This window comes from Breoghania sp. JC706 (assembly GCF_037026715.1).
GTDB lineage: Bacteria > Pseudomonadota > Alphaproteobacteria > Rhizobiales > Stappiaceae > Breoghania.
Genome location: NZ_JBANCG010000008.1, coordinates 101909 through 124569, shown reverse-complemented (window position 1 = coordinate 124569; position 22661 = coordinate 101909). Strand labels below are relative to the sequence as shown.

At 65.5% G+C, this 22661-nt stretch carries 20 protein-coding genes and 1 pseudogene; 11 read left to right on the top strand and 10 right to left on the bottom strand.

Going from position 1 to position 22661, the window contains the following annotated elements; translation table 11 throughout:
* Positions 1-13: 13 nt before the first annotated feature.
* The 3 genes from tkt to V2L18_RS17500 are packed head-to-tail and all read right to left on the bottom strand — an operon-like array spanning position 14 to position 4014.
* Positions 14-2044 (bottom strand): transketolase, encoded by a 2031-nt coding sequence (gene tkt / locus V2L18_RS17510; RefSeq protein WP_336179591.1) that lies wholly within the window; start codon positions 2042-2044, stop codon positions 14-16.
* On the bottom strand, positions 2044-2964 hold the full coding sequence (locus tag V2L18_RS17505; protein WP_336179590.1) for a phosphoribulokinase: 921 nt from the start codon (positions 2962-2964) through the stop codon (positions 2044-2046). The genes tkt and V2L18_RS17505 overlap by 1 nt, the downstream gene beginning before the upstream one ends.
* Before the next feature lie 12 nt (positions 2965-2976).
* Positions 2977-4014 carry a class 1 fructose-bisphosphatase gene (locus tag V2L18_RS17500; RefSeq protein WP_336179589.1) on the bottom strand — a complete coding sequence of 346 codons (1038 nt, stop codon included), beginning with the start codon at positions 4012-4014 and terminating at the stop codon, positions 2977-2979.
* A gap of 274 nt (positions 4015-4288) precedes the next feature.
* Here V2L18_RS17500 and V2L18_RS17495 point away from each other — a divergent pair, with 274 nt between their 5' ends.
* Positions 4289-5239: a LysR substrate-binding domain-containing protein gene (locus V2L18_RS17495; protein ID WP_336179588.1), complete on the top strand. Its 951-nt coding sequence runs from the start codon at positions 4289-4291 to the stop codon at positions 5237-5239.
* Between the two features lie 54 nt (positions 5240-5293).
* Here the strand turns inward: V2L18_RS17495 and V2L18_RS17490 are convergent, their stop codons facing one another.
* The 7 genes from V2L18_RS17490 to V2L18_RS17460 form a co-directional block, all read right to left on the bottom strand.
* A complete protein-coding gene (locus V2L18_RS17490) occupies positions 5294-7384 on the bottom strand; it encodes an ATP-dependent helicase (protein WP_336179587.1) in 2091 nt (696 codons plus the stop codon).
* 284 nt (positions 7385-7668) lie between these two features.
* Positions 7669-8250 carry a TetR/AcrR family transcriptional regulator gene (locus V2L18_RS17485; RefSeq protein ID WP_336179586.1) on the bottom strand — a complete coding sequence of 194 codons (582 nt, stop codon included), beginning with the start codon at positions 8248-8250 and terminating at the stop codon, positions 7669-7671.
* A gap of 3 nt (positions 8251-8253) precedes the next feature.
* Positions 8254-8964: an ABC transporter ATP-binding protein gene (locus V2L18_RS17480; protein ID WP_336179585.1), complete on the bottom strand. Its 711-nt coding sequence runs from the start codon at positions 8962-8964 to the stop codon at positions 8254-8256.
* A complete protein-coding gene (locus V2L18_RS17475; protein WP_336179584.1) occupies positions 8957-9745 on the bottom strand; it encodes an ABC transporter ATP-binding protein in 789 nt (262 codons plus the stop codon). Before V2L18_RS17475 ends, V2L18_RS17480 begins: the two co-directional genes overlap by 8 nt.
* Positions 9742-10704, bottom strand: a complete 963-nt coding sequence (locus tag V2L18_RS17470; protein WP_336179583.1) for a branched-chain amino acid ABC transporter permease — start codon at positions 10702-10704, stop codon at positions 9742-9744. Before V2L18_RS17470 ends, V2L18_RS17475 begins: the two co-directional genes overlap by 4 nt.
* Positions 10704-11576, bottom strand: coding sequence for a branched-chain amino acid ABC transporter permease (locus V2L18_RS17465; protein WP_336179582.1), 873 nt, complete (start codon positions 11574-11576; stop codon positions 10704-10706). Before V2L18_RS17465 ends, V2L18_RS17470 begins: the two co-directional genes overlap by 1 nt.
* Before the next feature lie 10 nt (positions 11577-11586).
* Positions 11587-12723 carry an ABC transporter substrate-binding protein gene (locus tag V2L18_RS17460; protein WP_336179581.1) on the bottom strand — a complete coding sequence of 379 codons (1137 nt, stop codon included), beginning with the start codon at positions 12721-12723 and terminating at the stop codon, positions 11587-11589.
* 158 nt (positions 12724-12881) lie between these two features.
* Here V2L18_RS17460 and paaG point away from each other — a divergent pair.
* The 10 genes and pseudogenes from paaG to paaZ form a co-directional block, all read left to right on the top strand.
* Positions 12882-13679: pseudogene (gene paaG / locus V2L18_RS17455) on the top strand (2-(1,2-epoxy-1,2-dihydrophenyl)acetyl-CoA isomerase PaaG); the annotation flags it as partial.
* Positions 13680-13688: 9 nt separating this feature from the next.
* A complete protein-coding gene (paaI, locus tag V2L18_RS17450) occupies positions 13689-14147 on the top strand; it encodes a hydroxyphenylacetyl-CoA thioesterase PaaI (protein WP_336179778.1) in 459 nt (152 codons plus the stop codon).
* Positions 14148-14211: 64 nt separating this feature from the next.
* Positions 14212-15525 carry a phenylacetate--CoA ligase PaaK gene (paaK, locus tag V2L18_RS17445; protein ID WP_336179580.1) on the top strand — a complete coding sequence of 438 codons (1314 nt, stop codon included), beginning with the start codon at positions 14212-14214 and terminating at the stop codon, positions 15523-15525.
* A 72-nt stretch (positions 15526-15597) separates the two neighbouring features.
* The gene (locus tag V2L18_RS17440) at positions 15598-16449 is read left to right on the top strand and encodes a PaaX family transcriptional regulator C-terminal domain-containing protein (RefSeq protein ID WP_336179579.1); all 852 of its coding nucleotides are present in this window, start codon (positions 15598-15600) and stop codon (positions 16447-16449) included.
* A 513-nt stretch (positions 16450-16962) separates the two neighbouring features.
* Positions 16963-17937 (top strand): 1,2-phenylacetyl-CoA epoxidase subunit PaaA, encoded by a 975-nt coding sequence (gene paaA, locus V2L18_RS17435; protein WP_336179578.1) that lies wholly within the window; start codon positions 16963-16965, stop codon positions 17935-17937.
* A 36-nt stretch (positions 17938-17973) separates the two neighbouring features.
* Positions 17974-18258, top strand: coding sequence for a 1,2-phenylacetyl-CoA epoxidase subunit PaaB (paaB, locus tag V2L18_RS17430; RefSeq protein ID WP_336179577.1), 285 nt, complete (start codon positions 17974-17976; stop codon positions 18256-18258).
* Entirely contained in the window at positions 18258-19010 is a 753-nt protein-coding gene (paaC, locus tag V2L18_RS17425; protein ID WP_336179576.1) for a 1,2-phenylacetyl-CoA epoxidase subunit PaaC, read from the top strand. The genes paaB and paaC overlap by 1 nt, the downstream gene beginning before the upstream one ends.
* A gap of 4 nt (positions 19011-19014) precedes the next feature.
* Complete coding sequence (gene paaD, locus V2L18_RS17420; protein WP_336179575.1) at positions 19015-19500, top strand: 1,2-phenylacetyl-CoA epoxidase subunit PaaD; 486 nt, start codon at positions 19015-19017, stop codon at positions 19498-19500.
* Between the two features lies 1 nt (position 19501).
* Entirely contained in the window at positions 19502-20578 is a 1077-nt protein-coding gene (locus tag V2L18_RS17415) for a ferredoxin--NADP reductase (RefSeq protein WP_336179574.1), read from the top strand.
* A 1-nt stretch (position 20579) separates the two neighbouring features.
* Positions 20580-22628 carry a phenylacetic acid degradation bifunctional protein PaaZ gene (gene paaZ / locus V2L18_RS17410; protein WP_336179573.1) on the top strand — a complete coding sequence of 683 codons (2049 nt, stop codon included), beginning with the start codon at positions 20580-20582 and terminating at the stop codon, positions 22626-22628.
* Positions 22629-22661 lie beyond the last annotated feature (33 nt).

The following is a 22661-nucleotide window of genomic DNA, read 5'->3' as shown; positions in this document are numbered from 1 at the left end:
TGGGGGTCGGTGCTCACGCGGATCGCTCGCCAAGTGCCTCGGCCGCCGCATTTGCGATGCGCTCGGGCGTGATGCCGAAATGACGGTAGAGCCGGTCGGCAGGTGCCGAGGCGCCGAAACCGGTCATTCCGATGAATTGGCCGCCGGGACCGAGGAGCGCGTCCCAGCCCTGCCGGATGGCGGCTTCGACGCCGATACGCGGGACCTCGCCCAAAACGGCGGCGCGGTAGTCCGCCGGTTGCTCCGCGAACAGCTCGAACGAGGGCATCGAGACGACAGCCGTTTCGATGCCGCGTGTTGCCAGCAGGTCGGCCGCCTCCATCGCCAGCGATACTTCGGAACCGGTGGCGATCAGCGTCACGTCACGCCCGCCCTCTGGTTCCCTGAGGATGTAGCCCCCGCGCGCGACGCGGTTCTCGTCCGTGGCCGATGTCCTCAGCGCCGGCAGGTTCTGTCGCGACAGGGCGAGCAGCGACGGGCGGGTCGTTTCGGTAAGCGCGCAGGCCCAGGCCTCCGCCGTCTCGATCGCATCCGCCGGGCGGAAGACCAGCAGGTTCGGGATGGCCCTGAGCGAAGCCAGATGCTCGACCGGCTGGTGCGTCGGGCCGTCTTCGCCGAGGCCGATGGAATCGTGCGTCATCACGTACACCACGCGTTGGCCCATCAGCGCGGACAACCGGATGGCCGGGCGGCAATAGTCGGCGAAGACAAGGAACGTGCCGCCGTAGGGAATGAAGCCGCCATGAAGGGCAATGCCGTTCATCACCGCCGCCATGGCGTGTTCGCGGATACCGTAGTTGATGTAGTCACCCACATAGTCTCCGGGCGCGATTGCCTTCTGCGCCTTGACACGGGTGCCGTTGGAACCGGTGAGATCGGCCGAGCCGCCAATGAGCTGCGGCAGTGCCGTTGTGTAGACCTCCAGTGCCTTTTGCGAGGCAACGCGGGTGGCGAGCGTCGGGTTTTCCTCGGTGAAGGTTTGTTTCAGCCGTGCAAGAGCGGAGTCGACGACGTCGCGCGTATCGCGCTCGAGGTGTGCCGCGAATGCGGCGTGGCGGCCGTCGTCGGCCGCATTGAGGCGCGCGTTCCAGGCAAGATGCTGCGCTGTGCCGTGGTGGGCCGCGGCGCTCCATGCGATGCGGATATCGTCCGGGATCTCGAACGGGGCGTGCGGCCAGCCGAGTGCCTCGCGGGCGCCGGCAATTTCTGTCGCGCCGAGGGGCGAACCGTGGCAGCCGGATGTTCCGGCCTTGCTCGGTGCGCCGAAGCCGATGGTGGTGCGGCAGGCGATCAGGCTCGGCCGGTCGGAAAGACGTGCCTCGTCGATGGCGTCCGCAATGGCTGCCGGGTCGTGGCCATCGATGCGGCAGGCGTTCCAGCCAGACGCCTCGAAACGGGCGATCTGGTCGGTGCTGTCGGACAGGGAGACGGCCCCGTCGATCGTGATCTCGTTGTCGTCCCACAGCACCACGAGTTTCGACAGCTTCAGGTGCCCGGCAAGCGCGATCGCCTCCTGGGAGATGCCTTCCATCAGGCAGCCGTCGCCGGCGATCACGTAGGTCATGTGATCGACGAGATCGTCACCGAGGCGGGCATTCATCATGCGTTCGGCAAGCGCCATGCCGACGGCGTTGGCGAGCCCCTGGCCGAGCGGCCCGGTGGTCGTCTCGATGCCTGCGCCGTGGCCGTATTCGGGATGGCCGGCGGTTCGCGCGCCGAACTGGCGGAAGCGCTTCAGCTCCTCAAGCGGAAAATCGGCATAGCCGGTCAGGTGCAGCAGCGCGTAGAGCAGCATCGAGCCGTGCCCGGCCGACAGCACAAAGCGGTCGCGGTCCGGCCAGTTGGGCGCCTTGGGGTCGAACTTCAGGAACCGTGTGAAGAGCACGGTTGCGACGTCGGCCATGCCCATCGGCATGCCGGGGTGACCGGACCTGGCGGCTTCCACCGCATCCATGGCGAGGGCGCGCAGGGCATTGGCCATCTGTCGATGACCGACGGAACGGCTGTCCTTTTCCAGGATCGCGGCGGTGTCGTTGGGGGTCATCATTTGGCTCCCTCGCTGATGGCGACGCGCGGGCGGGGGCGGGATCGCTGTGCGCGTCGGCTGCGCTCCACGATCTGCAGGATCATCGGCGTCAGGATGAGCTGCATCGCGAGATCAAGCTTCCCGCCGGGAATGACGATGGAATTGGCGCGCGACATGAAGCTGTCGGGGATCATCGACAGCAGATAGGGAAAGTCGATGCCGCGCGGGTTGCGGAAGCGGATGACGACCATCGATTCATCGGCCGTCGGGATCCACCGGGCGATAAAGGGATTTGAGGTGTCGACCGTGGGTACCCGCTGGAAATTGATGTCGGTCTGGGTGAACTGCGGGCAGATGAACTGGATGTAGTCCGGCATACGCCGCAGGATCGTGTCGGTCACCGCTTCTGTGGAATAGCCGCGGGTGTCGCGGTCCCGGTGGATCTTCTGGATCCACTCCAGGTTGATCACCGGCACGACGCCGATCTTGAGGTCCGCGTGACGGGCGAGATCGAGTGTTTCCGTGACAATCGCGCCGTGCAGTCCTTCGTAGAACAGGAGGTCGGTGGCATCCGGCAGGGGAGACCATGGCGTGAAGGTGCCGGGCGCCGAGCCGAACAGGGCAGCTTCCTCGGCATCGTGAATGTAGTGACGCGTCTGGCCGGTTCCGGTCTCGCCGTAGCTGCGGAAGAGATCCTCCAGCCTGTCGAGGATGTTCGCCTCCGGGCCGAAATGGCTGAAATTGGAGTTGCCCGTCTGCGTTTCGGCCAGCATTACGCGCTTCATCTCGGCGCGGTCGTAGCGGTGGAAGGCATCGCCTTCGATGAAGGCAGCCTCGATGCCTTCGCGACGGAAGATCTGCGCGAAGGTCTGGCGAACGGACGTGGTGCCGGCGCCGGAAGAACCTGTAACCGAGATGATCGGATGAAGTGTCGACATGATTTGTCTCCCTCAGGCGCGAAACAGGCCGCGCCGGCCGAAGAGCGGGGCGTGGTCGCCCATCGAATGGGGATCGTTGAGGTAGCGCTCGATGCGCTCGACTTCTTCCCACGCGCCGAAGATCAGCGGCACGCGCTGGTGCAGGTCGTCGGGAACCTGGTCCAGGATGGCGCCGGAGCCGCAGGAGGCCGCACCCCCGGCCTGTTCCACCAGGAAGGCAATCGGGTTTGCCTCGTAGACGAGCCTGAGCCGGCCGTCGCCGTAGCCATGGCGCTGGTCGGCGGGATAGAGAAAAACGCCGCCGCGCGTCAGGATGCGGGAGGCTTCCGCCACCAGAGACCCGTACCACCGCATGTTGAAGTTCTTCGTGCGCACACCTTCATCGCCGGCAAGGCAATCGTCGATGTAGGCGCGCAACGCCTCGTTCCAGTGCCGGTAGTTGGACGCGTTGATGGAGAATTCGTCCGTCGCGTGGGGGATAGAGGCGGCGCCATTGACCAGCCGGAACGTCTCGTCGCGGCGGTCGAGCACGAAGACATGCGTGCCGCTTCCCACTGTCAGCGCCAGTTCGGTCATGGGGCCATAGACGAGAAATCCCGCCGCGAGCTGGTTGCGGCCGGTCTGGCGGAAGCTCGCCTCAGCCCCGGCTGCCAGTGCAGGAAGAATGGAAAAGATCGTGCCCATCGGCAGGTTGACGCCGATGTTGGACGAACCGTCGAGCGGATCGACGGCCACCGCGAGCGGTGCGCCGGAATTGAGCGTGACAGGCTCCGGCGCCTCTTCTGAACCGACATGGGCGACGGGGGCGTTGGCGAGAGCCGCGAGCACGTCGCGATGGGAGGCGAGGTCGAGGAGCTTCTGCAGGTCGCCGTCGGAGTTCTCGCCGACGATCCCGGACTGGTCTCCCGCCAGAGGCCCTGCCGCGACGAGCGCGGAAATCTCGCGGCCAACGTCGGCCAAGGCCAGGACCGTATCGGCGATGTCGCGGCGACTGGCGTCAACGCCCGCCCAACCCCGCAACCAGTCCGACAGCTCCTCGAAATTCGTCATCGTCGTCTCCTCCGGTCCCGCGTCCTGCCCGTGCCGTCGCCCTCGGTGCGGTCGCCGACGGTCGCAGTCTTCCCGTCCGCTGCGGGCGGTCCTGCCGCAGCGGTGTCGTGTTCGAATGGCTCTGGGGCTCGAGAGTTTGTTTCGCCGCGCCGTTGTCCTGAGACGTCTGAAATGCGTCCGTGCCGGCGCTTGCCAGAGTGACGATGCGAAAACTTGCGTATAAAGGAAATTTGAAAGAAATTAGTATTGATTAAATTTTATTGAAGGGTGTGCGATGCGCAATGTCTCGTTGAAGCAACTGCGGGCGCTCGCGGCGGTCGTGCGCACCGGCACGGTGACGGCAGCGTCATCGGAACTTCATGTGACGCCACCGGCGGTTACATCCCAGATCCGGCTTCTTGAGGAGGCGGCCGGGATGCCGCTTCTGGAGCGGTTCGACAACGTCTTCCATGCGACGGCCGCCGGTGCCGAACTGCTGGGTGCGACAAAACGTATCGAGCTCGCCCTGGCCGAATGCGAGGCATCGCTTCAGCTTCTGCGCGGGCTCGGGCGGGGGCGCGTTGCGGTCGGCGTGGTCAGCACGGCGAAATATTTCGCGCCGATGGCGATCGCCGGGTTTGCCGGGGATCACCCGGATATCGAGATCCGCCTCGTCGTCGGCAACCGCGGCGAGACGGTGGCGGCGCTCGCCGATACCTCCATCGACATTGCGGTGATGGGGCGGCCACCGAGCGACTTCCCGGTTGAGGCGGATGTCATCGGCGATCATCCGCACATCATTATCGCGCCCCCCGACCATCCGTTGGTCGGCCGGGGGCCTATCGACATATCGGAGCTTTCTGGCGAAACCTTCCTCGTTCGCGAGGAGGGCTCCGGCACGCGAATGCTCACCGAGCGCGTTCTTGCGGAAATGAAGATGGAGGCTCCACGCTACGGCATGGAGATCAGTTCCAACGAGACGATCAAGCAGGCGGTGATGGCCGGCCTCGGCATCGCGCTCCTGTCGGCGCACACCTGCGCCACGGAACTGGAGGCGGGCAGGCTCTCGATGCTGGAAGTCGTCGGACTGCCGGTGGTGCGGCAATGGCATGTTGTCAAGCGCGCGGACCACCGCCTGCTGCCGGCAGCCGAGGCGTTCCGCGCCTTCATGGCAGAGCGTGGAGCGGAGTTCCTGCCTGCGCCGGATCTGGTCCGCCCGCTTGGCGGCGCGAGACGGCGGGGATGAGCGGCGAGCGAAGGATGGGCCACAGCCAACGCTCTTCCGCCACATGCCCGGGTGCTACCGCCACATGCCTTTCATCTTCGCCTTGAGATCGACCGGCTGCACTGCGGGGCGCGCGGCGGCGGCCTCCGCCGATCTCGGCGCCGCCGGCCAGGCGCAACGCTCATAACGATCGAGCGACGAGGTATCGATGAAGCGGGTGCGGCTCGCATAGACGTGGCGGTCGCCGCGCGAACGCTGGCCGTGGGTGTAGAAACGCTGTGGCGTGATCAGATGCAGCGCGTCCTTCGCCCGCGTCATCGCCACGTAGAGCAGCCGCCGTTCCTCCTCGATCTCGTTGCTCGTGCCGACGGCGAGATCGGACGGGATACAGCCGTCGACGCAGTTGAGCACGAAGACCTGCTTCCATTCCTGCCCCTTGGCGGAGTGGATGGTGGAGAGGATCAGGTAGTCCTCGTCGAGAAGCGGCGGGCCGGCCATGTCGGAGGTGGCGTCGGGCGGATCGAGCGTCAGGTCGGTGAGGAACCGGGCGCGGTCGGGCGCGGCGGCCGCGATCTGTTCCAACTGCGCGAGATCGGCCTTGCGGACCTCCGCATCTTCCTCGTGCCGGCGTTCAAGATGTGGCTCGTACCAGCGCCGCACGCGCTCGATCTCCGCCGGCCACTCGATTGCGCGTTTGCGCAGATCAGACACGAGCGCGACGAAGCTCGCCCAGTCCTCGCGCGCCTTGGCCGCGATGGGGAAGCAGGCGAGCTCGCCGACCGGATCCTCGCTCACCACGAGCGCATCCATGACGGCGCCGGCCGTCGACGGACCGACGCCCGGAATGAGCTGCAGCACGCGGAAGCCGGCCACGCGATCGCGCGGATTGTCGGCAAAGCGCAAGGTGGCGAGCACGTCCTTCACGTGCGCGGCGTCGAGGAACTTCAGCCCGCCGAACTTCACGAAGGGGATGTTGCGCCGGGTGAGCTCGATCTCCAGCGGGCCGGAATGGTGCGAGGCGCGAAAGAGCACCGCCTGATGCTTCAGGAGCGTGCCGGCCTCGCGCATCGCCAGCACTTCCTCGCAAACATAAGCCGCCTGATCGTTTTCCTCGCGCACGGTCACAAGCTTCGGCTTCGCCGTGCTGGTGCGCTCCGTCCACAGGTCCTTGGCATGGCGCTCGCGCGCCTGGGCGATGACGGCGTTGGCAGCGGCCAGAATGGGCTCGGTGGAACGGTAGTTGCGCTCCAGCGTCACCATGCGGGCGGGCTGCGGGAAAAGGTTCGGGAAATCGAGGATATTGCGCACTTCCGCGCCGCGGAAGGAATAGATCGACTGCGCGTCGTCGCCGACCACGGTGAGCCCGCGCCCGTCCGGCTTCATGCCTGTCAGGATCGCGGCCTGGAGCTTGTTGGTGTCCTGATACTCGTCGACGAGCACATGGTCGAAGCGGCCGCCGATCTCTTCGCCAAGTCCAGCCTCCGTCACCATCGCGCGCCAGTAGAGCAGCAGATCGTCGTAATCGAGCACGTTCTGCGCCTGCTTGGCCTCGACATAGGCCGCAAACAGCGCCTTCAGCGCGGCCGTCCAGTCGAGGCACCAGGGAAACGAGGTCTTCAGCACCTCTTCCAGGTCCGCTTCGGCGTTGACGACGCGGGAATAGATGGCGACGCAGGTGCCCTTGGCGGGAAAGCGCTTCTTGGTGTGGGACAGGCCCAGTTCATGGCGCACGAGGTTCATCAGATCGGCGCTGTCCGCCCTGTCGTGGATCGAGAACGTGTCGCTGAGGCCGATGACGGGGGCGTATTCGCGGATAAGCCTTGCGCCGATGGCGTGGAAGGTGCCGGACCAGGTGAGCCCGTCGGCAAGGATGGCGGCCTTCTCGCCCATCACCTCGCGGGCGATGCGCTCCACGCGTTTGCCCATCTCCTGCGCGGCGCGGCGGGAAAAGGTCATCAGCAGGATGCGGCGCGGGTCGGCGCCGGAGACGATCAGGTGGGCAACCCGGTGGGCGAGCGTGTTGGTCTTGCCGGAGCCCGCGCCGGCGATCACCAGCAACGGGTCGGCGACAGCGCCCGCTCCGTGCAGCACGGCGTCGCGCTGCTCGGCGTTGAGGCGGTCGAGATAGGTCGGGGATGGGGGCGATTCGCTTTCGGCCAGGCTCATGCGTCCATGTAGCGATATTCGCGCTTTGTTCGCAACGGGTGTGGGAATACCGTGGGGGAGGGGGAGGCGATTGGTGGGCGGTGGTCGTTGTTGAGGTGCTGGGGCAGTGGCAGTGGCCCATCCTTCGAGACGGCCGCTGCGCGGCTTCCTCAGGATGACGTTGTGTTTGTTGATGGTTTCACTGAAATAACAACACGGATAACGTCATCCTGAGGAGGCCTGACAAGGCCGTCTCGAAGGATGAGCCCCACAACGGAGCGAAAGCCTCACGCCCTTTGCTTTTGCTATTCCTTCTCGATCTCGCTCAGCGCCATTTCGGTTGCCATGCGGGCGAAGTCGGCGCGGGTCAGCGGGCCGCCGGGGCGGAACCAGGTGAAGGCCCAGTTGAGCATGCCCATCAGCGCCATCGTCACCGCGATCAGCCGGGGCCGATCGATATCGGGCGCGATCTCGCGGATCGTCAGGCGGAAGCGTTCCAGGATCGAGCGTTCCACCTGCCGGATGCGCTGGACATCTTCATCGGGCAGCGCACCGAGGGCGCCGAGCTGCAGGCGGTGCAGGTCGTCGGCGTCCTCGTAAAGATCAAGCAGGGTGGCGGAAAGCCGGTGGAGGCGCTCGCGGCCCGCAAGGCCGGCGCTCACCTCCGCCAGAGCCTCGTCGATCTCGCTCAGATGCGTATGGATGATGTCGAAGACGAGTTCGTCGCGGTTGCGGAAGTAGTGGTAGAGCAGGGCCTTGGAGATGCCGCAGGCCTCGGCGATCTGCGTCATAGAGGCCTTGCCGTCGGCCTTCGACAGGATGCGGGCGGCGACACGATGGATCGCGTCGCGCTTGTCGTCGTAATCGGCCGCTCGTGTGCGCGCCATGCCTCAGGCTCCAAGATAGGCTTCGCGCACGCGCGGGTCGGAAATGAGATCCCGGGCCGAACCGGAAAGCGCGATCTTCCCGGTTTCCATAACATAGCCGCGATCGGCGATGGAAAGGGCCGCGTAGGCGTTTTGCTCCACGACCAGAAGTGTCACGCCACGTTTCCGCAAGGCCGAGATCACCTCCAGGATCTGGTCGACCAGAACCGGCGCCAGCCCCATGGAAGGCTCGTCGAGCAGCAGCAGCTTCGGCCGGCCCATGATCGCGCGGCCTATGGCGAGCATCTGCTGCTGGCCGCCGGAAAGGCCGCCGGCGGCATGGTGGCGCTTGTCCTTCAGAATGGGGAAGTGGCCGTAGACATCCTCCATGTCGCCGCCGAGGTCATCCTTGCGGTGGTAGCCGCCGAGCGCGAGGTTCTCCTCCACGCTGAGATCGCCGAAGATCTGGCGGCCTTCGGGCGATTGGGCGATGCCGAGGCCGGCGCGCTTGTGGTCGGGGATCGTCGACAGGGGCGTGCCCGCGAAACGGATCGTTCCCGCCTTCAGCGGCTGGACGCCGGAGATGCAGCGCATCAGCGTTGTCTTGCCGGCGCCGTTGGCGCCGACCAGCGTGACGATCTCTCCCTCGTTCACCGAAACGTCGATGCCGTGCAGCACCTCGATCGGGCCGTAGGCCGTGACGAGGCCGGTGATTTCCAGAAGGGGATCAGGCATGGGCCGCTCGCGCCTCCGCTGCGCCGTGTGCGCCGAGATAGGCGGCGATCACGCGCTCGTTGTCCCGGATTTCCTCAGGTCGGCCTTCGGCGATCTTGGAACCCTGGTCGAGCACCACGATGTGCGAGGAGATCCGCATCACCATGCGCATGTCGTGCTCGATCAGCACCACGCAGACGCCTTCGTCGGCGATTGTGTGGATGAGATCGTCGACCTCGCGCGTTTCCACCGCGTTGCAGCCGGCGGCCGGCTCGTCAAGCAGCAGGATCGAACACCCCGTCACCAGGGCACGTGCGATCTCCAGCCGCTTGAGCTGGCCGTAGGAAAGCTCCGAGGCCGGCCGTGCGGAATGGCCCCCAAGCCCGACACGTTCAAGCGCCGAAAGGGCCAGTTCCCGGCTCTTGGCCGTTTCCCGCCGGCTCGACGGCAGGCCGAGCAGGTCGGCCAGAAGGTTGGACGTCTCGCGCAGGTGACAGCCGGTCATGACGTTGTCGAGCGCCGTCATCTGCGGGAAGATCTGCAGGTTCTGGAACGTGCGCGCCATGCCGCGCCGCGCAAGCCGGTGGGGCGGCTCGCCGGTCACGTCCGCGCCCTCGATGCGCACATGGCCGGTGCTGGCGCTGTAGACGCCGCTCACCAGATTGAAGAGCGTCGTCTTGCCGGCGCCGTTCGGGCCGATGATCGACGTCACCTCGCCGGCGGCAGCCGAAAAGGTTACCCCGTCCACCGCCTTGATCCCGCCGAAGGAAATGCCGAGGTTTTCGATTTCGAGACGGTTCATTTCGACCTCCCGCGCCGGGCCAGACGGTTGGCAAGATCGCCCAGCGCCGGCACAAGCCCCCGCCGCATGGCGACCATGGTCGCGACCATCACGCCGCCCAGCACGATGTGCTCGTATTCGGCGACGACGGTGAGGACCTGGGGCAGGGCGGTCAGGATCAGCGAGCCGACGATGGCGCCGTAGACGGTGGTCGCGCCGCCGAGAACCGCCATGGTGACCATTTCCACGGAGTGCATGAAGCCGGCCGTGTCCGGCGTGATGTAGCCGTTGGCAAGCGACAGCAGGGAACCGGCAACCGCCGCATAGACGGCGGAGATCGCGAAGGCCACGACCTTGGCGCGCGCCACGTCGACGCCGAGCGAGGAGGCGGCGACGTCGCTGTCGTGAACGGCCCTGAGCGCGCGGCCCCACGGGCTGTTGCCGAGATTGACCGCGAGCACGACGCCGATGGTCGCGACTAGGCCTGTCAGCCAGTACCAGGCTTCCGTCGATTTCATCTTGATGCCGACAAGCGCGAACCACTGGCGCGGGTTGAAGCCGGAAACGACCATGCCGTCGGGCCCGCCGGTCAGCCACGATTCCTTCGTCAGCACCATCCAGATCAGCATGCCGAGGCCGAGCGTGGCGATGGCGAGGTAATAGCCGGAAAGCCTCAGGATCGGTCGGCCGATGACGATGGCCAGCAGTCCGGCCGCCGCCGCGCCGATGAACAGCGCCGCGCCCGACGGCACGCCGTAGCCCGGCAGCACGGCCACCGCGTAGGCGCCGATGGCGAAGAAGCCGGCATGGCCGAGGCTGACGAGGCCGACATAGCCGAGCAGGACGACGATGCCGGTGACCGAGATCGTGTTGATCCAGATGAGCGAGCCGACGCGGAAGTAGTAACTGGAGGGAAAGATCAGCGCACCCGCGACGACGAGTGCGAGTGTGATGAGAAGCGCCTTCAGGGTCGGGTTCATCATACGCGCTCCGTTGTGCGGCGTCCGAACAGGCCCTGCGGCATGACGAAGAGAACAAGAAGGATGACGATGAAGGCGGCCGCGTCCTTGTAGTCGGAGGAAATGTAGCCGGCCGTCATCGCCTCGATGAGGCCGATGGCGAAGCCGCCGACGAGTGCGCCTGCGGGCGAGCCGACGCCGCCGAGCATGGTCGCCGAAAAGCCCTTCAACGCCATCAGCACGCCTGCGTCGTAGCTGGTGAAGGTGACGGGGGTCGCGAGCACGCCGGCAAGCGCGCCGATGCCGGCCGACAGCGCAAACGACAGGTTCATCGCCCGGCCGGTGTTGATGCCGACCAGCACGGCGGCGAGCCGGTTCGATGCGGTCGCGCGGATGCCGCGGCCCGCATGGGTGTGGCCGATAAACCAGGCAAGGGCTGCGAACACGACGAGGCTGCCGCCGATGATCCAGAGACTTTGCGGCAGCAGCGTCGCGCCCAGGAAGCGCAGTGCGTCGTCGCCGGAAAAGCCCTCGTAGCGGTGGATCTGCTTGTCGAAGACAATCTGCATGACCCCGCGCAGGAAGATACTCGCGCCGATGGTGATGATCACCAGCGAGACGAGCGGCGCCTTGCCGGCCGGCTTGATCGCCAGCCGGTAGAGCGCGATGCCGACGAGCGTTCCGGCAAGAACCGCGATCGGGGCTGCGATGATCACCGGCACGCCGAGCGCGATGAGGGCGGCCGCCGTCATGCCGCCGATCACGACGAACTCTCCTTGCGCGAAGTTCACCACGCCGGACGCGTTGTAGATGAGGGTGAAGCCGAGTGCGACGGCGGCATAGATCGCGCCGACCGTCACACCCGAGAGGACGAACTGGAGGAGCTCGGACAAGGTCGCCCCGTTACTCTACCGGAACCCAGCCGCCTTCCTGGATTTCCAGCATGCGGAAAGCAGTCAGGTCGAGGCCCATATGGTCGGTGGGAGACATGGTGTAGACGCCGGTGACCCCGGCATAGCCCTTGGTCTCCTCGATCCCGTCGCGGATGTCGTTGGGATCGGTGCCCTTGGCCTTGATGGCGGCGACGACCATCTGGAAGGCATCATAGGCGTAGCCGCCGAAGGTGGACGGATCCTCGCCGTAGGCCGCCTTGTATTCCTTGATGTAGCTGACCACCGGCTGCTTCTGCGGATCATTGTCGGCGAGCTGGTCGGGGATCAGCATCGGCGTTGCCGGAAGCCGGACGCCTTCCGCCGCATCGCCGGCAAGGTGGATGAAGCTGTCGGAGGCCACGCCGTGGCTCTGGTAGAAGGGCAGCTTGATGCCGAGCTGGGCGTAGTTGCGCGTCACCACGGCCGGGCCCTGGCCGAAGCCGGGATTGACGATCGCCTCGATGCCGGCGGTGTTGGCGATGTTGGTGAGCTGGGGGGTGACGTCCGCATCGCCGGGGCCGTAGGTCTCGTCGGCGACGATTTCGACACCCGCTTCGCCGGCCACGCCAAGGCACTGCTCGCGCATCGACTTGCCGAAACCGCCGGTGCCGGAAATCAGGCCGACCTTGGACATGCCGCGCTTGGTGATGTCCTCGAAGATCTTGAGGCAGGCCATCCTGTCGGTGTGCGGTGTCTTGAAGACGTATTTCTGGACCGGATCGATGATCACGACCGCACCTGCGAGCGAGATGAACGGGATCTCGGCCTGTGTGAACAGCGGGGCCATCGCCATGGTGGCGCCGGTCGAGGAGCCGCCGATCACCGCGACGACCTCGTCTTCTTCGATGAGGCGGGTGGCGAAGGTACGCGCCTTGTTCGGATCGGCGCCGTCGTCATAGAGGACGAGCTCGACCTCTTCGCCGTTGATGCCGCCGGTGGCGTTCAACTGGTCGACCAGCATCTTGAGGGTCTTGGCTTCCGGATCGCCCAGGAACGAAGCCGGGCCGGTGACGGCCAGCGATGCGCCGATCTTGATCTGCGCGAGCGCCGGTGCAGCTGTAAGCAGGGCGAGCGCCGTCGCGCACGCGCCGAGTTTGGCAAGTGTCATTCTTTCCTCCCAAATCATCACACAACGAGTTCCCAATCTCGAAATATGTGATGTGTTATTTATTGACCGCGCGGTCGGCTTATGCAACATCTTTTTTCCAAGAGGAGTTCGAAGAGGCGATCCGGTCGCAACTTCGGCATCAGATGGGAGGTACCGGAATGAACGAGCCCGGGGCAGCGCCCGTGCTGCTGGAAGAGGTCGTCGACGGCGTCATGACGTTGACGCTGAACCGGCCGGACAAACTCAATTCGTTCACGCCTGAAATGCATGCGCTCCTGCGCGACGCGCTGGCGCGTGCGTCCGAGAGTGCCGGCGTGCGGGTGGTGCTGCTGACCGGGGCGGGCCGCGGCTTCTGCGCGGGGCAGGATCTCGGCGCCCGCCATCCCGACAGCGAAGGCGGGGCGCCGGATCTGGGCGAGACCATCGAGACGCTTTGGAATCCGACGGCCCGCGCCATCCGGGATCTGCCGAAACCGGTCATATGTGCGGTGAACGGCGTGGCAGCAGGGGCGGGCGCCAATCTGGCGTTGCTGTGCGATATCGTTCTGGCTGCCGAGAGCGCGCGCTTCATCCAGTCGTTCGCCAAGCTCGGGTTGGTGCCAGACAGCGGCGGCACCTGGACGATGACCCATCGTCTCGGCGAAGCGCGCGCCATGGCGCTGATGCTCACCGGCGAGCCGCTGCCGGCGCCGAAGGCAGAAGCATGGGGCCTGATCTGGCGCGCTGTGCCCGACGACAAGCTGATGGAGGAGGCGAGGGCACTCGCGGAAGGCTTCGCGCAAGGCCCGACCTTTGGCTACGGCCTCACCAAGCAGGCGGTTCATGCGGCCGGGCATCTGAGTTTCGACGAAAGCCTGGATCTGGAGCGCGATCTCCAGCGCCGCGCAGGCCGCAGCGCCGACTATGCGGAGGGCGTGCGCGCCTTCATGGAAAAGCGCAGCCCCGTCTTCACGGGGGGGGCCGTCATGAGCGCGAACGATCAGGCCGACGTGCTCAACGATCCGCAGGAGATCGCCGAGCGCTGCGCGCAAGCGATGTGGTCCACGGACCACGCCAGCCAGGGGCTCGGCATGGCCATCGTCGCCGTCGGCCCGGGTACCGCGACGCTCACCATGCGGGTGCGCAAGGACATGTTGAACGGGCTCGGCACCTGCCACGGCGGCTTCATGTTCGCGATGGCCGACAGCGCCTTCGCCTTTGCCTGCAACACGCACAACCAGTTCACCGTCGCCCAGCACTGCTCCATTACCTACCATGCGCCTCCGGGCGAGGGCGTGCTGCTGACGGCGACCGCGAAAGAGGTTCACCGGTCCGGCCGTTCCGGCCTCTACGACATCGCCGTCACCGGTGAGGACGGGACGCTCTATGCGACTTTCCGTGGTCATTCGCGGACAGTTCCCGGTAGGCATCTCGGCGACGGCTGAGGCGTTACGAAGAATTCAAAACAGCTCCGGGCGCCGGGAGGGTGCCGCTGAAGGGAGGGAAACCATGCTCGATACAGTCAAGACGAGGCGTGCGCCGCTCGATCCGATCGAGACCGCGTCGCGCGACGAGATTTCCGCGCTGCAGCTCAGCCGCATGAAGGACACGCTGAAGCGCGCTTACGAGGGCTCGCCGTTCTACCGGAAGAAGTTCGACGAGGTCGGCGTCCATCCGGACGATCTGAAGACGCTTTCCGATCTCGCCAAGTTCCCCTTCACGGTGAAGCAGGACCTGCGCGACAACTATCCCTTCGGCATGTTCGCCGTGCCGCAGGACCAGATCGCGCGTCTTCATGCCTCTTCCGGCACGACCGGCAAGCCGACGGTCGTCGCCTACACGAAGAACGATATCGAGATGTGGTCGGAAGTCGTCGCCCGCTCGATCCGGGCCGCAGGCGGCGCGCCGGGCGATATTCTGCACAATGCCTATGGCTATGGCCTGTTCACCGGCGGGCTCGGCGCCCACTACGGGGCGGAAAAGGCGGGCTGCACGGTCATTCCGGTTTCCGGCGGCATGACCGAGCGCCAGGTGACGCTGATCGAGGATCTGAAACCCTCGATCATCATGGTCACGCCGTCCTACATGCTCTCCATTCTCGATGCCTATCGCGCCGCCGGGCTCGACCCGCGCGCCTCGTCGCTGAAGGTCGGCATCTTCGGCGCCGAGCCGTGGACCAACGCCATGCGCGAGGAGATCGAGCAGGCCTTCGACATGGACGCGGTCGATATTTATGGCCTGTCGGAAGTGATCGGCCCGGGCGTTGCCCAGGAATGCGTGGAGACCAAGGACGGCCTGCACATCTGGGAGGATCACTTCTATCCGGAAGTCATCAACCCGGAGACCGGCGAGCCGGTGGCCGAGGGCGAGAAGGGCGAGCTTGTCTTCACCTCGCTCACCAAGGAAGCCTTCCCGATCATCCGCTACCGCACCCGCGATCTCACCCGCCTGCTGCCGGGCACCGCCCGCTCCATGCGCCGCATGGAGAAGGTGACGGGACGTTCGGACGACATGATCATCCTGCGCGGCGTCAACATCTTCCCGACCCAGATCGAGGAACAGATCCTGAAGTGTGCCGGCCTCTCGCCGCATTACGAGATCGTGCTGTCGCGTCAGGGCCGGATGGACACGATGACGGTTCGCTGCGAGTGCAAGGAAGGCGAGAGTGCGGCCCATGTCGCGGGCGAGGCCTCGCGCGAGCTGATGCACCACATCAAGAGCGTGATTGGCGTTTCGTCGCGCGTCGAGGTGGTGGAGCCGGGCGGGGTCATGCGCTCGGTCGGCAAAGCCAAGCGTGTGCGCGATGAACGTCCCGAACGCTGAAGGTGCGACTCCGGATTGAGTGGTGTGGAAGCGCTGGCTAAAAGGGGAGCTTCGCCAGTTCCGGAGTTCTCCATGTCCACCGCACTCATCGACCAGATTCTCGAAAGCTTTCCCGTTCGCGCGGGGGCTTTCATCGTCACGCTATACGGCGATGTGGTTGCCCCGCGCGGCGGCGAGGTCTGGATGGGCAACATCATCGAGGCGTGCAAGGTGGTGGGCATCGGCGAAAGCCGGGTGCGCACGGCGGTCTCAAGGCTGGTGGCCGCTGGTCAGATCGAGGGCGAGAAGGAAGGGCGCAAGAGCTACTACCGGTTGACGGAGCGGGCGAGCGACGAGTTCGGCCGGGCCGCACGGCTCATCTACCGCAGGCCGAACGTGGCGCGGCTCAAGGGCTGGCATCTGGTGCTGCTCCCGCACGGGGCGGAACGCGAGGCGCTGGTCTCCCGGCTGACGCGGCTGCGCTTCGGCATGGCGCTGCCGCATCTGGCGATCCTGCCGGACCGCGGCGAACCCCTGCCGCCGCTGGGCGCACCGCATTTCCTGGCCACCACCGAGGACGATCTCACCGAGGTCGCACGCGGCGCCTGGCACATGGAGGAACTTGAGGAACGGGTCGATCGCTTCGTGACCGGCTTCGCGCCGCTCAAGGGGATCCGCTGCGCGCCGCGCGATGCGCTGGGGCTGCGGCTATTGCTGGTCCACACCTTCCGCCAGATCGCGCTCGCCGATCCGATGCTGCCGGTGCCGATGCTGCCGCAGGACTGGAAGGGGCCGGAAGCCCGCAACCTGTTCGCGCGGCTCTATCTGGAACTGTCGCCGGCCGCCGACGCGGCAATCGCGGAGACCTTCGTCGACCGCGATGGACCACTGACCGCAGACCCGACGCGGATTGCTCGCCGGATCGCGGATCTTTCATACAGCTAGGGGCTTGCAGGCTTTCGCGCAAGCGGCCCATCCTTCGAGACGATCGCTTCGCAATCTCCTCAGGATGACGTTGAGTGTGTGGATGCTTTTGTAAAACTATCAATCAAAACAACGTCATCCTGAGGAGGGCGGAACGCCCGTCTCGAAGGATGGGCAGATTGCCCAAAAAAAGAAAACGATCTGGGGACTTGCCGCAACCGCGAACGGAAAAGGGAGGAATGATCTGACCTTAAATATGTCACACTTTTTTGGATTTATGCCTTGAAATGTGATGTAAAGAGTGTCAAATCAGCGCATGGGAGAAAGGCGTTCGTCGCGTAGGAGGCGTGACGGCGCGCAAACGGGACCGGATCGATGCCCGCCGTTCAAAGGCGCGAGGCTCGTTCAAAGGCGCGAGGCTCCGGCAGTTCATCTCCCCATTGAATTTCCTCCGGAGCGAACCGGCGGCCGTCATTCGGCGGGGCGCCGAAAATTCGGACCTCGGTAAAGGCATTCAGGCGAGGAGTTGAGGCCATGTACGCGCAGCTTGTGGAAACCGAAAAGGCCGGCGGGACGCCGGAGGAACAAGCGTTCCAGAAGCGGATAGACGACGGCATCAAGATCGAGCCCAAGGACTGGATGCCCGAGGGATACCGCAAGACGCTCGTTCGCCAGATCGGCCAGCACGCCCATTCCGAGGTCGTCGGCCAGTTGCCAGAGGGCAACTGGATCACCCGCGCGCCGACGCTGGAGCGCAAGGCCATCCTGCTCGCCAAGGTGCAGGACGAGGCGGGCCACGGGCTCTATCTCTACTGCGCGGCGGAAACGCTCGGCGTTTCGCGCGACGAGATGACGGAGCAGCTTCTCGCCGGCAAGTCGAAATACTCCTCGATCTTCAACTATCCGACGCTGACCTGGGCCGATATCGGCGCCATCGGCTGGCTGGTGGACGGCGCGGCGATCATGAATCAGGTTCAGCTGCAGCGCTGCTCCTACGGGCCCTATTCGCGCGCCATGATCCGCATCTGCAAGGAGGAATCCTTCCACCAGCGCCAGGGCTTCGACATTCTGCGCGTCCTGTGTCAGGGCACCGACGAGCAGAAGGAGATGGCCCAGGACGCGATGAACCGCTGGTGGTGGCCGTCGCTGATGATGTTCGGGCCGTCCGACAAGGATTCCGTCCACACCGCGCAGTCGATGCGCTGGGGCATCAAGCAGGCGACCAACGACGACCTGCGTCAGAAATTCGTCGACCAGACCGTGCCGCAGGCCGACTGGCTGGGCCTGAAGGTTCCCGACCCGGAACTGAAGTGGAACGAGGACAAGGGCGGCTACGACTTCGGCGAGCCCGATTGGAACGAATTCTTCAACGTCATCAAGGGTAACGGCCCCTGCAACAAGGAACGGCTGGAGGCCCGCCGCAAGGCCTGGGACGACGGCGCATGGTTCCGCGACGGGCTGATGGCGCACGCGGAAAAGAAGCGCGCAGCCAAGGTGGCAGCGGAATAGGCCGGGCAACGGCGCCGGAGATCTGGGAGAGTATCGATGAGCACTGAATGGCCCCTTTGGGAAGTCTTCATTCGCGGCCAGCACGGCCTGTCGCACCGCCATGTCGGCAGCCTGCATGCGCCCGACGCCGAAATGGCGATCCGCAATGCCCGCGACGTCTACACGCGCCGCAATGAGGGCATGAGCATCTGGGTGGTGCCGTCGGCCGAGATCACCGCCTCCTCGCCGGAGGAGGCGGGGCCGCTGTTCGAGCCGTCGGAGAGCAAGATCTACCGTCACCCGACCTTCTTCGATATCCCCAAGGAAGTGGGGGCGATGTGATGATGGATCCCTTCGTCACCTTTTGCCTCAGGATGGGCGACAACGCGCTCATTCTCGCCCAACGCACGGGCGAGTGGTGCGGCCACGCGCCGGCGCTGGAAGAGGACATCGCGTTCGCCAACATGGGGCTGGACCTCATCGGCCAGACACAGCTCTGGCTGAAGCTTGGCGGCGAGGCCGAGGGCAAGGGCCGCTCTGCCGACGATCTCGCGTTCCTGCGCACCGAACGGCAGTTCTACAACTGCCAGCTCGTCGAGCAGCCGAACGTCGACTTCGCGCATGCGCTAATGCGGCAATACCTGTTCGACGCCTGGCACCTGCCGATGCTCGACGGGTTGACGCAGTCTTCCGACGAGCGCGTGCGGGCGATTGCGGCCAAGGTCATCAAGGAAGTGCGCTATCACATCGATCGCTCACGCGATCTCGTCATCGGTCTCGGCGACGGCACCGACGAAAGTCGGGCCCGGATGCAGGGCGCGCTCGACGAGCTTTGGCCGTTCACGGCCGATCTTCTGTCGAGCGACGCGATCGACGACGAACTGATCGCCAGGGGCATCCTTCCCGATCCCGCCCCGGTCATCGAGGCGTTCAGGGCCGAGACGGCGGCGACCTTCGCGGCCGCGAGGCTCTCCGTGCCGGATACCGGCCTTACGCGCACCGGCGGGCGCAACGGCATTCACACGGAGCACATGGGGTTCATCCTCGCGGAGATGCAATATCTCCAGCGGACCTATCCCGGTGTGAGCTGGTAGGCCCATGCAAGCCTCTCTCGACACCGTGTGGACATGGCTCGGCGAGATCCCTGACCCCGAAATCCCGGTGATCTCGCTCGCCGACCTCGGCATCATCCGCGACGTCGGCTACGACGACGACAGACTGGTGGTGACGGTGACGCCGACCTACTCCGGCTGCCCCGCGACCTCGATCATCGCGCTCGATATCGAGACCGAGCTTTTGAAGCGCGGCGCGCAGAAGGTGGAGATCCGCCAGCAACTTTCCCCCGCCTGGACCACCGACTGGATCAGCCAAGAGGGCAGGGAGAAGCTGCGCGCCTTCGGCATCGCGCCGCCGGCGATGGCGGCCGCCAATTGCGCCGGCATGCTGAAGGCCCAGAACGTCGCCTGTCCCCATTGCGGGTCCGAGGATACCGAGAACATCAGCCCGCGCGGTTCCACGCCCTGCAAGGCACAGTTCCGCTGCCGCTCCTGCATGGAGCCCTTCGATTATTTCAAGGCGATCTGAGATGAGCGATTTCTATCCCCTGACCGTCACCGACATCGCCCACGACACCCGTGACGCGGTCGTCCTCACGCTGGCCCCGCGCGCGGCCGATGCCGAACGTTTCGCCTTTACGCCCGGCCAGTACCTTACCTTCCGCAAGGATTTTGATGGCGAGGAGCTGCGTCGCAGCTACTCCATCTGCGCCGGCACAGGCGAAGGCGTGCTCAAGGTCGGCATCAAGCGGGTGGGCGGCGGCGCGTTTTCCTCGTTTGCCAAGTCCGAGCTTCATGTCGGCGACACGCTGGAGGCGATGCCTCCGCAAGGCCGCTTCGGCGTGCCGGCGGGCACGAAGGCGCACCGCTATCTGGGCTTTGCCGCAGGCTCCGGCATCACGCCGATCCTTTCCATTGTCAAGTCGGTGCTGGAAGGCGATGCGAATGCCGAGTTCACGCTGGTCTACGGCAACCGCTCGGTCGCGCAAGTGATGTTCCGCCGCGAACTCGGCGACCTGAAAGACCGCTACCTCAACCGGCTCAATGTCATCCATGTCTTCTCCGGCGAGGCGCAGGAGATCGAGCTTTTCTCCGGCCGCATCGACAAGGACAAGTGCAAGGCGCTTTTCGGCCCCTGGGTGCAGCCGGAAAACGCCGATCTCGCCTTTATCTGCGGCCCGCAGGGGATGCGGGAGGAGGTCTCCGCCGCGCTTGAGGAAGCGGGCATGGCGAAGGAGCGGATCAAGTTCGAGCTCTTCGGCGCAGCCCAGCCGGGCCGTGCGAAGATGAAGGCGGATGCTGAGGCCGCGCGCGCGGCCGGCGACATGGTCAAGGCGACCATCATCATCGATGGAAATCCGCACACGTTCGAGATGCCGCGCAAGGGCCAGTCGGTGCTGGAGGCCGCGCGCGAGCACGATATCGACGCGCCGCACTCATGCTGCAACGGCGTCTGCTCCACCTGCATGGCGCGGGTGAAGTCGGGCGAGGTGGAGATGGCGCAGAATTTCGCGCTGGAGGATTACGAGGTGGAGCGCGGCGTCGTGCTGACCTGCCAGTCCTATCCGGTGAGCGACGAAATCACGATCGAATACGAAGGACACTGACATGCTCGAACGCAGCGAGCCGCCGGTACGGCTTGGGAGTTATCTCGCAGGCCGCTGGCAGGAGGGCGCTGGCGAAGGGAGCCTTGTTCACGATGCGGCGACCGGCAGGCCCGTTGCCCGCCTTGGCACCAGTGGCATCGACATGCAGGCCGCGCTTCGATACGGCCGGGAGGTGGGCTCGCCCGCCCTGCGCGCCCTGCGCATTCATCATCGTGCGCTGATGATGAAGGAAATCGGCCTGAAGCTTCTGGAGCTGAAGGAGGAGTTCTACGAGCTTTCCTATGCCACGGGCGCGACGCGGTCCGACAGCTGGGTCGATATCGAGGGCGGTATCGGTACTTTGCTGTCCTACGCCTCGCTCGGTCGCCGCGAATTGCCCAACGGCCACGTCATTCCCGACGGTAAGCCGGAGATCCTGTCGAAGGACGGCAGCTTCATCGGCCAGCATGTCTTCACGTCGATGCAAGGCGTCGCGATCCATATCAACGCGTTCAACTTCCCCGTCTGGGGCATGCTGGAAAAGCTGGCGCCCACGTGGCTTGCCGGCATGCCGGCGATCGTCAAGCCGGCGAGCCAGACGGCCTATCTCACCGAACGCATCGTGCGTCGCATTCTGGAAATGGGCGTTCTGCCCGAGGGCGCGCTGCAGCTCATCTGCGGCTCCACCGGCGACCTGCTCGACCATGTCACGTGTCAGGACGTGGTCACCTTCACCGGTTCGGCCGCGACAGCCAGGAAGCTGCGCCGCACGCCCGCGATCATCGAGAATTCGGTGCGCTTTACGGCGGAGGCCGACAGCCTCAACGCCTCGATCCTGGCGCCCGATGCGGCGCCGGGGACGGACGAATTCGACCTTTACATCAAGGAAGTCCATCGTGAGATGACGGCGAAGGCGGGGCAGAAGTGCACCGCCATCCGCCGCGCCATCGTTCCGGCCGCGCATCTCGATGCCGTCGTTGACGCGCTACGCGCGCGTATCGAAAAGACGACCATCGGCGATCCGTCGGACAAGGATACCCGCATGGGGCCGTTGGCTTCGATGGATCAGCTTGCCGACGTGCGCGCCGCCGTTCGCACGCTCAGCCGCGAGGCCGATATCGTGATCGGCGATCCCGAGACATGCCCGGTGGAAGGTGGAGCCTTCATGGCGCCGTGCGTGCTGGTCTGCAAGGACCCGCTGACCGCGACCGCTCCGCACGAGGTTGAGGCCTTCGGCCCCGTCTGCACGCTGATGCCGTATGAGAGCCTGGAGGATGCGATTGCGATCGCCAATCGGGGGGCCGGCTCGCTGGTCGCTTCGATCTTCACCAACGATGCGGATCATGCCCGCACGCTCGGCCTCGGCATCGCCCGGCTGCATGGCCGCGTCATGTTCGGAAACCGCACATCTGCGAAAACATCGACCGGTCACGGCTCCCCCCTGCCGCAACTTGTCCACGGCGGCCCGGGCCGTGCGGGTGGTGGCGAGGAACTGGGCGGTATCCGGTCCGTCTTCCACTTCATGCAGCGCACAGCGCTTCAGGGAACGCCGGACCTGATCACGGCGGTGGCCGGCAAATGGATGCCGGGCGCGACCTGCAAGAGCGACGGCCCGCATCCGTTCCGCAAGTCGCTTGCGGATCTGGAGATCGGCGACACGATCGTGACCGGCAGCCGCGTGGTGACGCTGGAGGACATCGAGCATTTCGCGAAGTTCACCGGCGACACGTTCTACGCCCACATGGACGAGGAAGCCGCGAAACGGAACCCGTTCTTCGACGGCCGCGTGGCGCATGGCTATCTGATCGTGTCGTTTGCGGCGGGCTTGTTCGTCGAGCCACACGAGGGGCCGGTTCTCGCCAATTACGGTGTCGACAACCTGCGCTTCATGGCCCCGGTCTATCCCGGCAACGCCCTTCAGGTTCAACTGACGTGCAAGCAGATCGTTGAGCGCGAGAGCGAGGATTACGGCGAGGTCCGCTGGGACTGCACCGTGACCCGCGATGGCGGCGAGGTGGTCGCGCAATACGATGTGCTGACCATGGTCGCCAAGACCTGGCCGCGCGCTTAAGGCATTGGGGCGAGGGGCCCCAAGCCCCCTCGC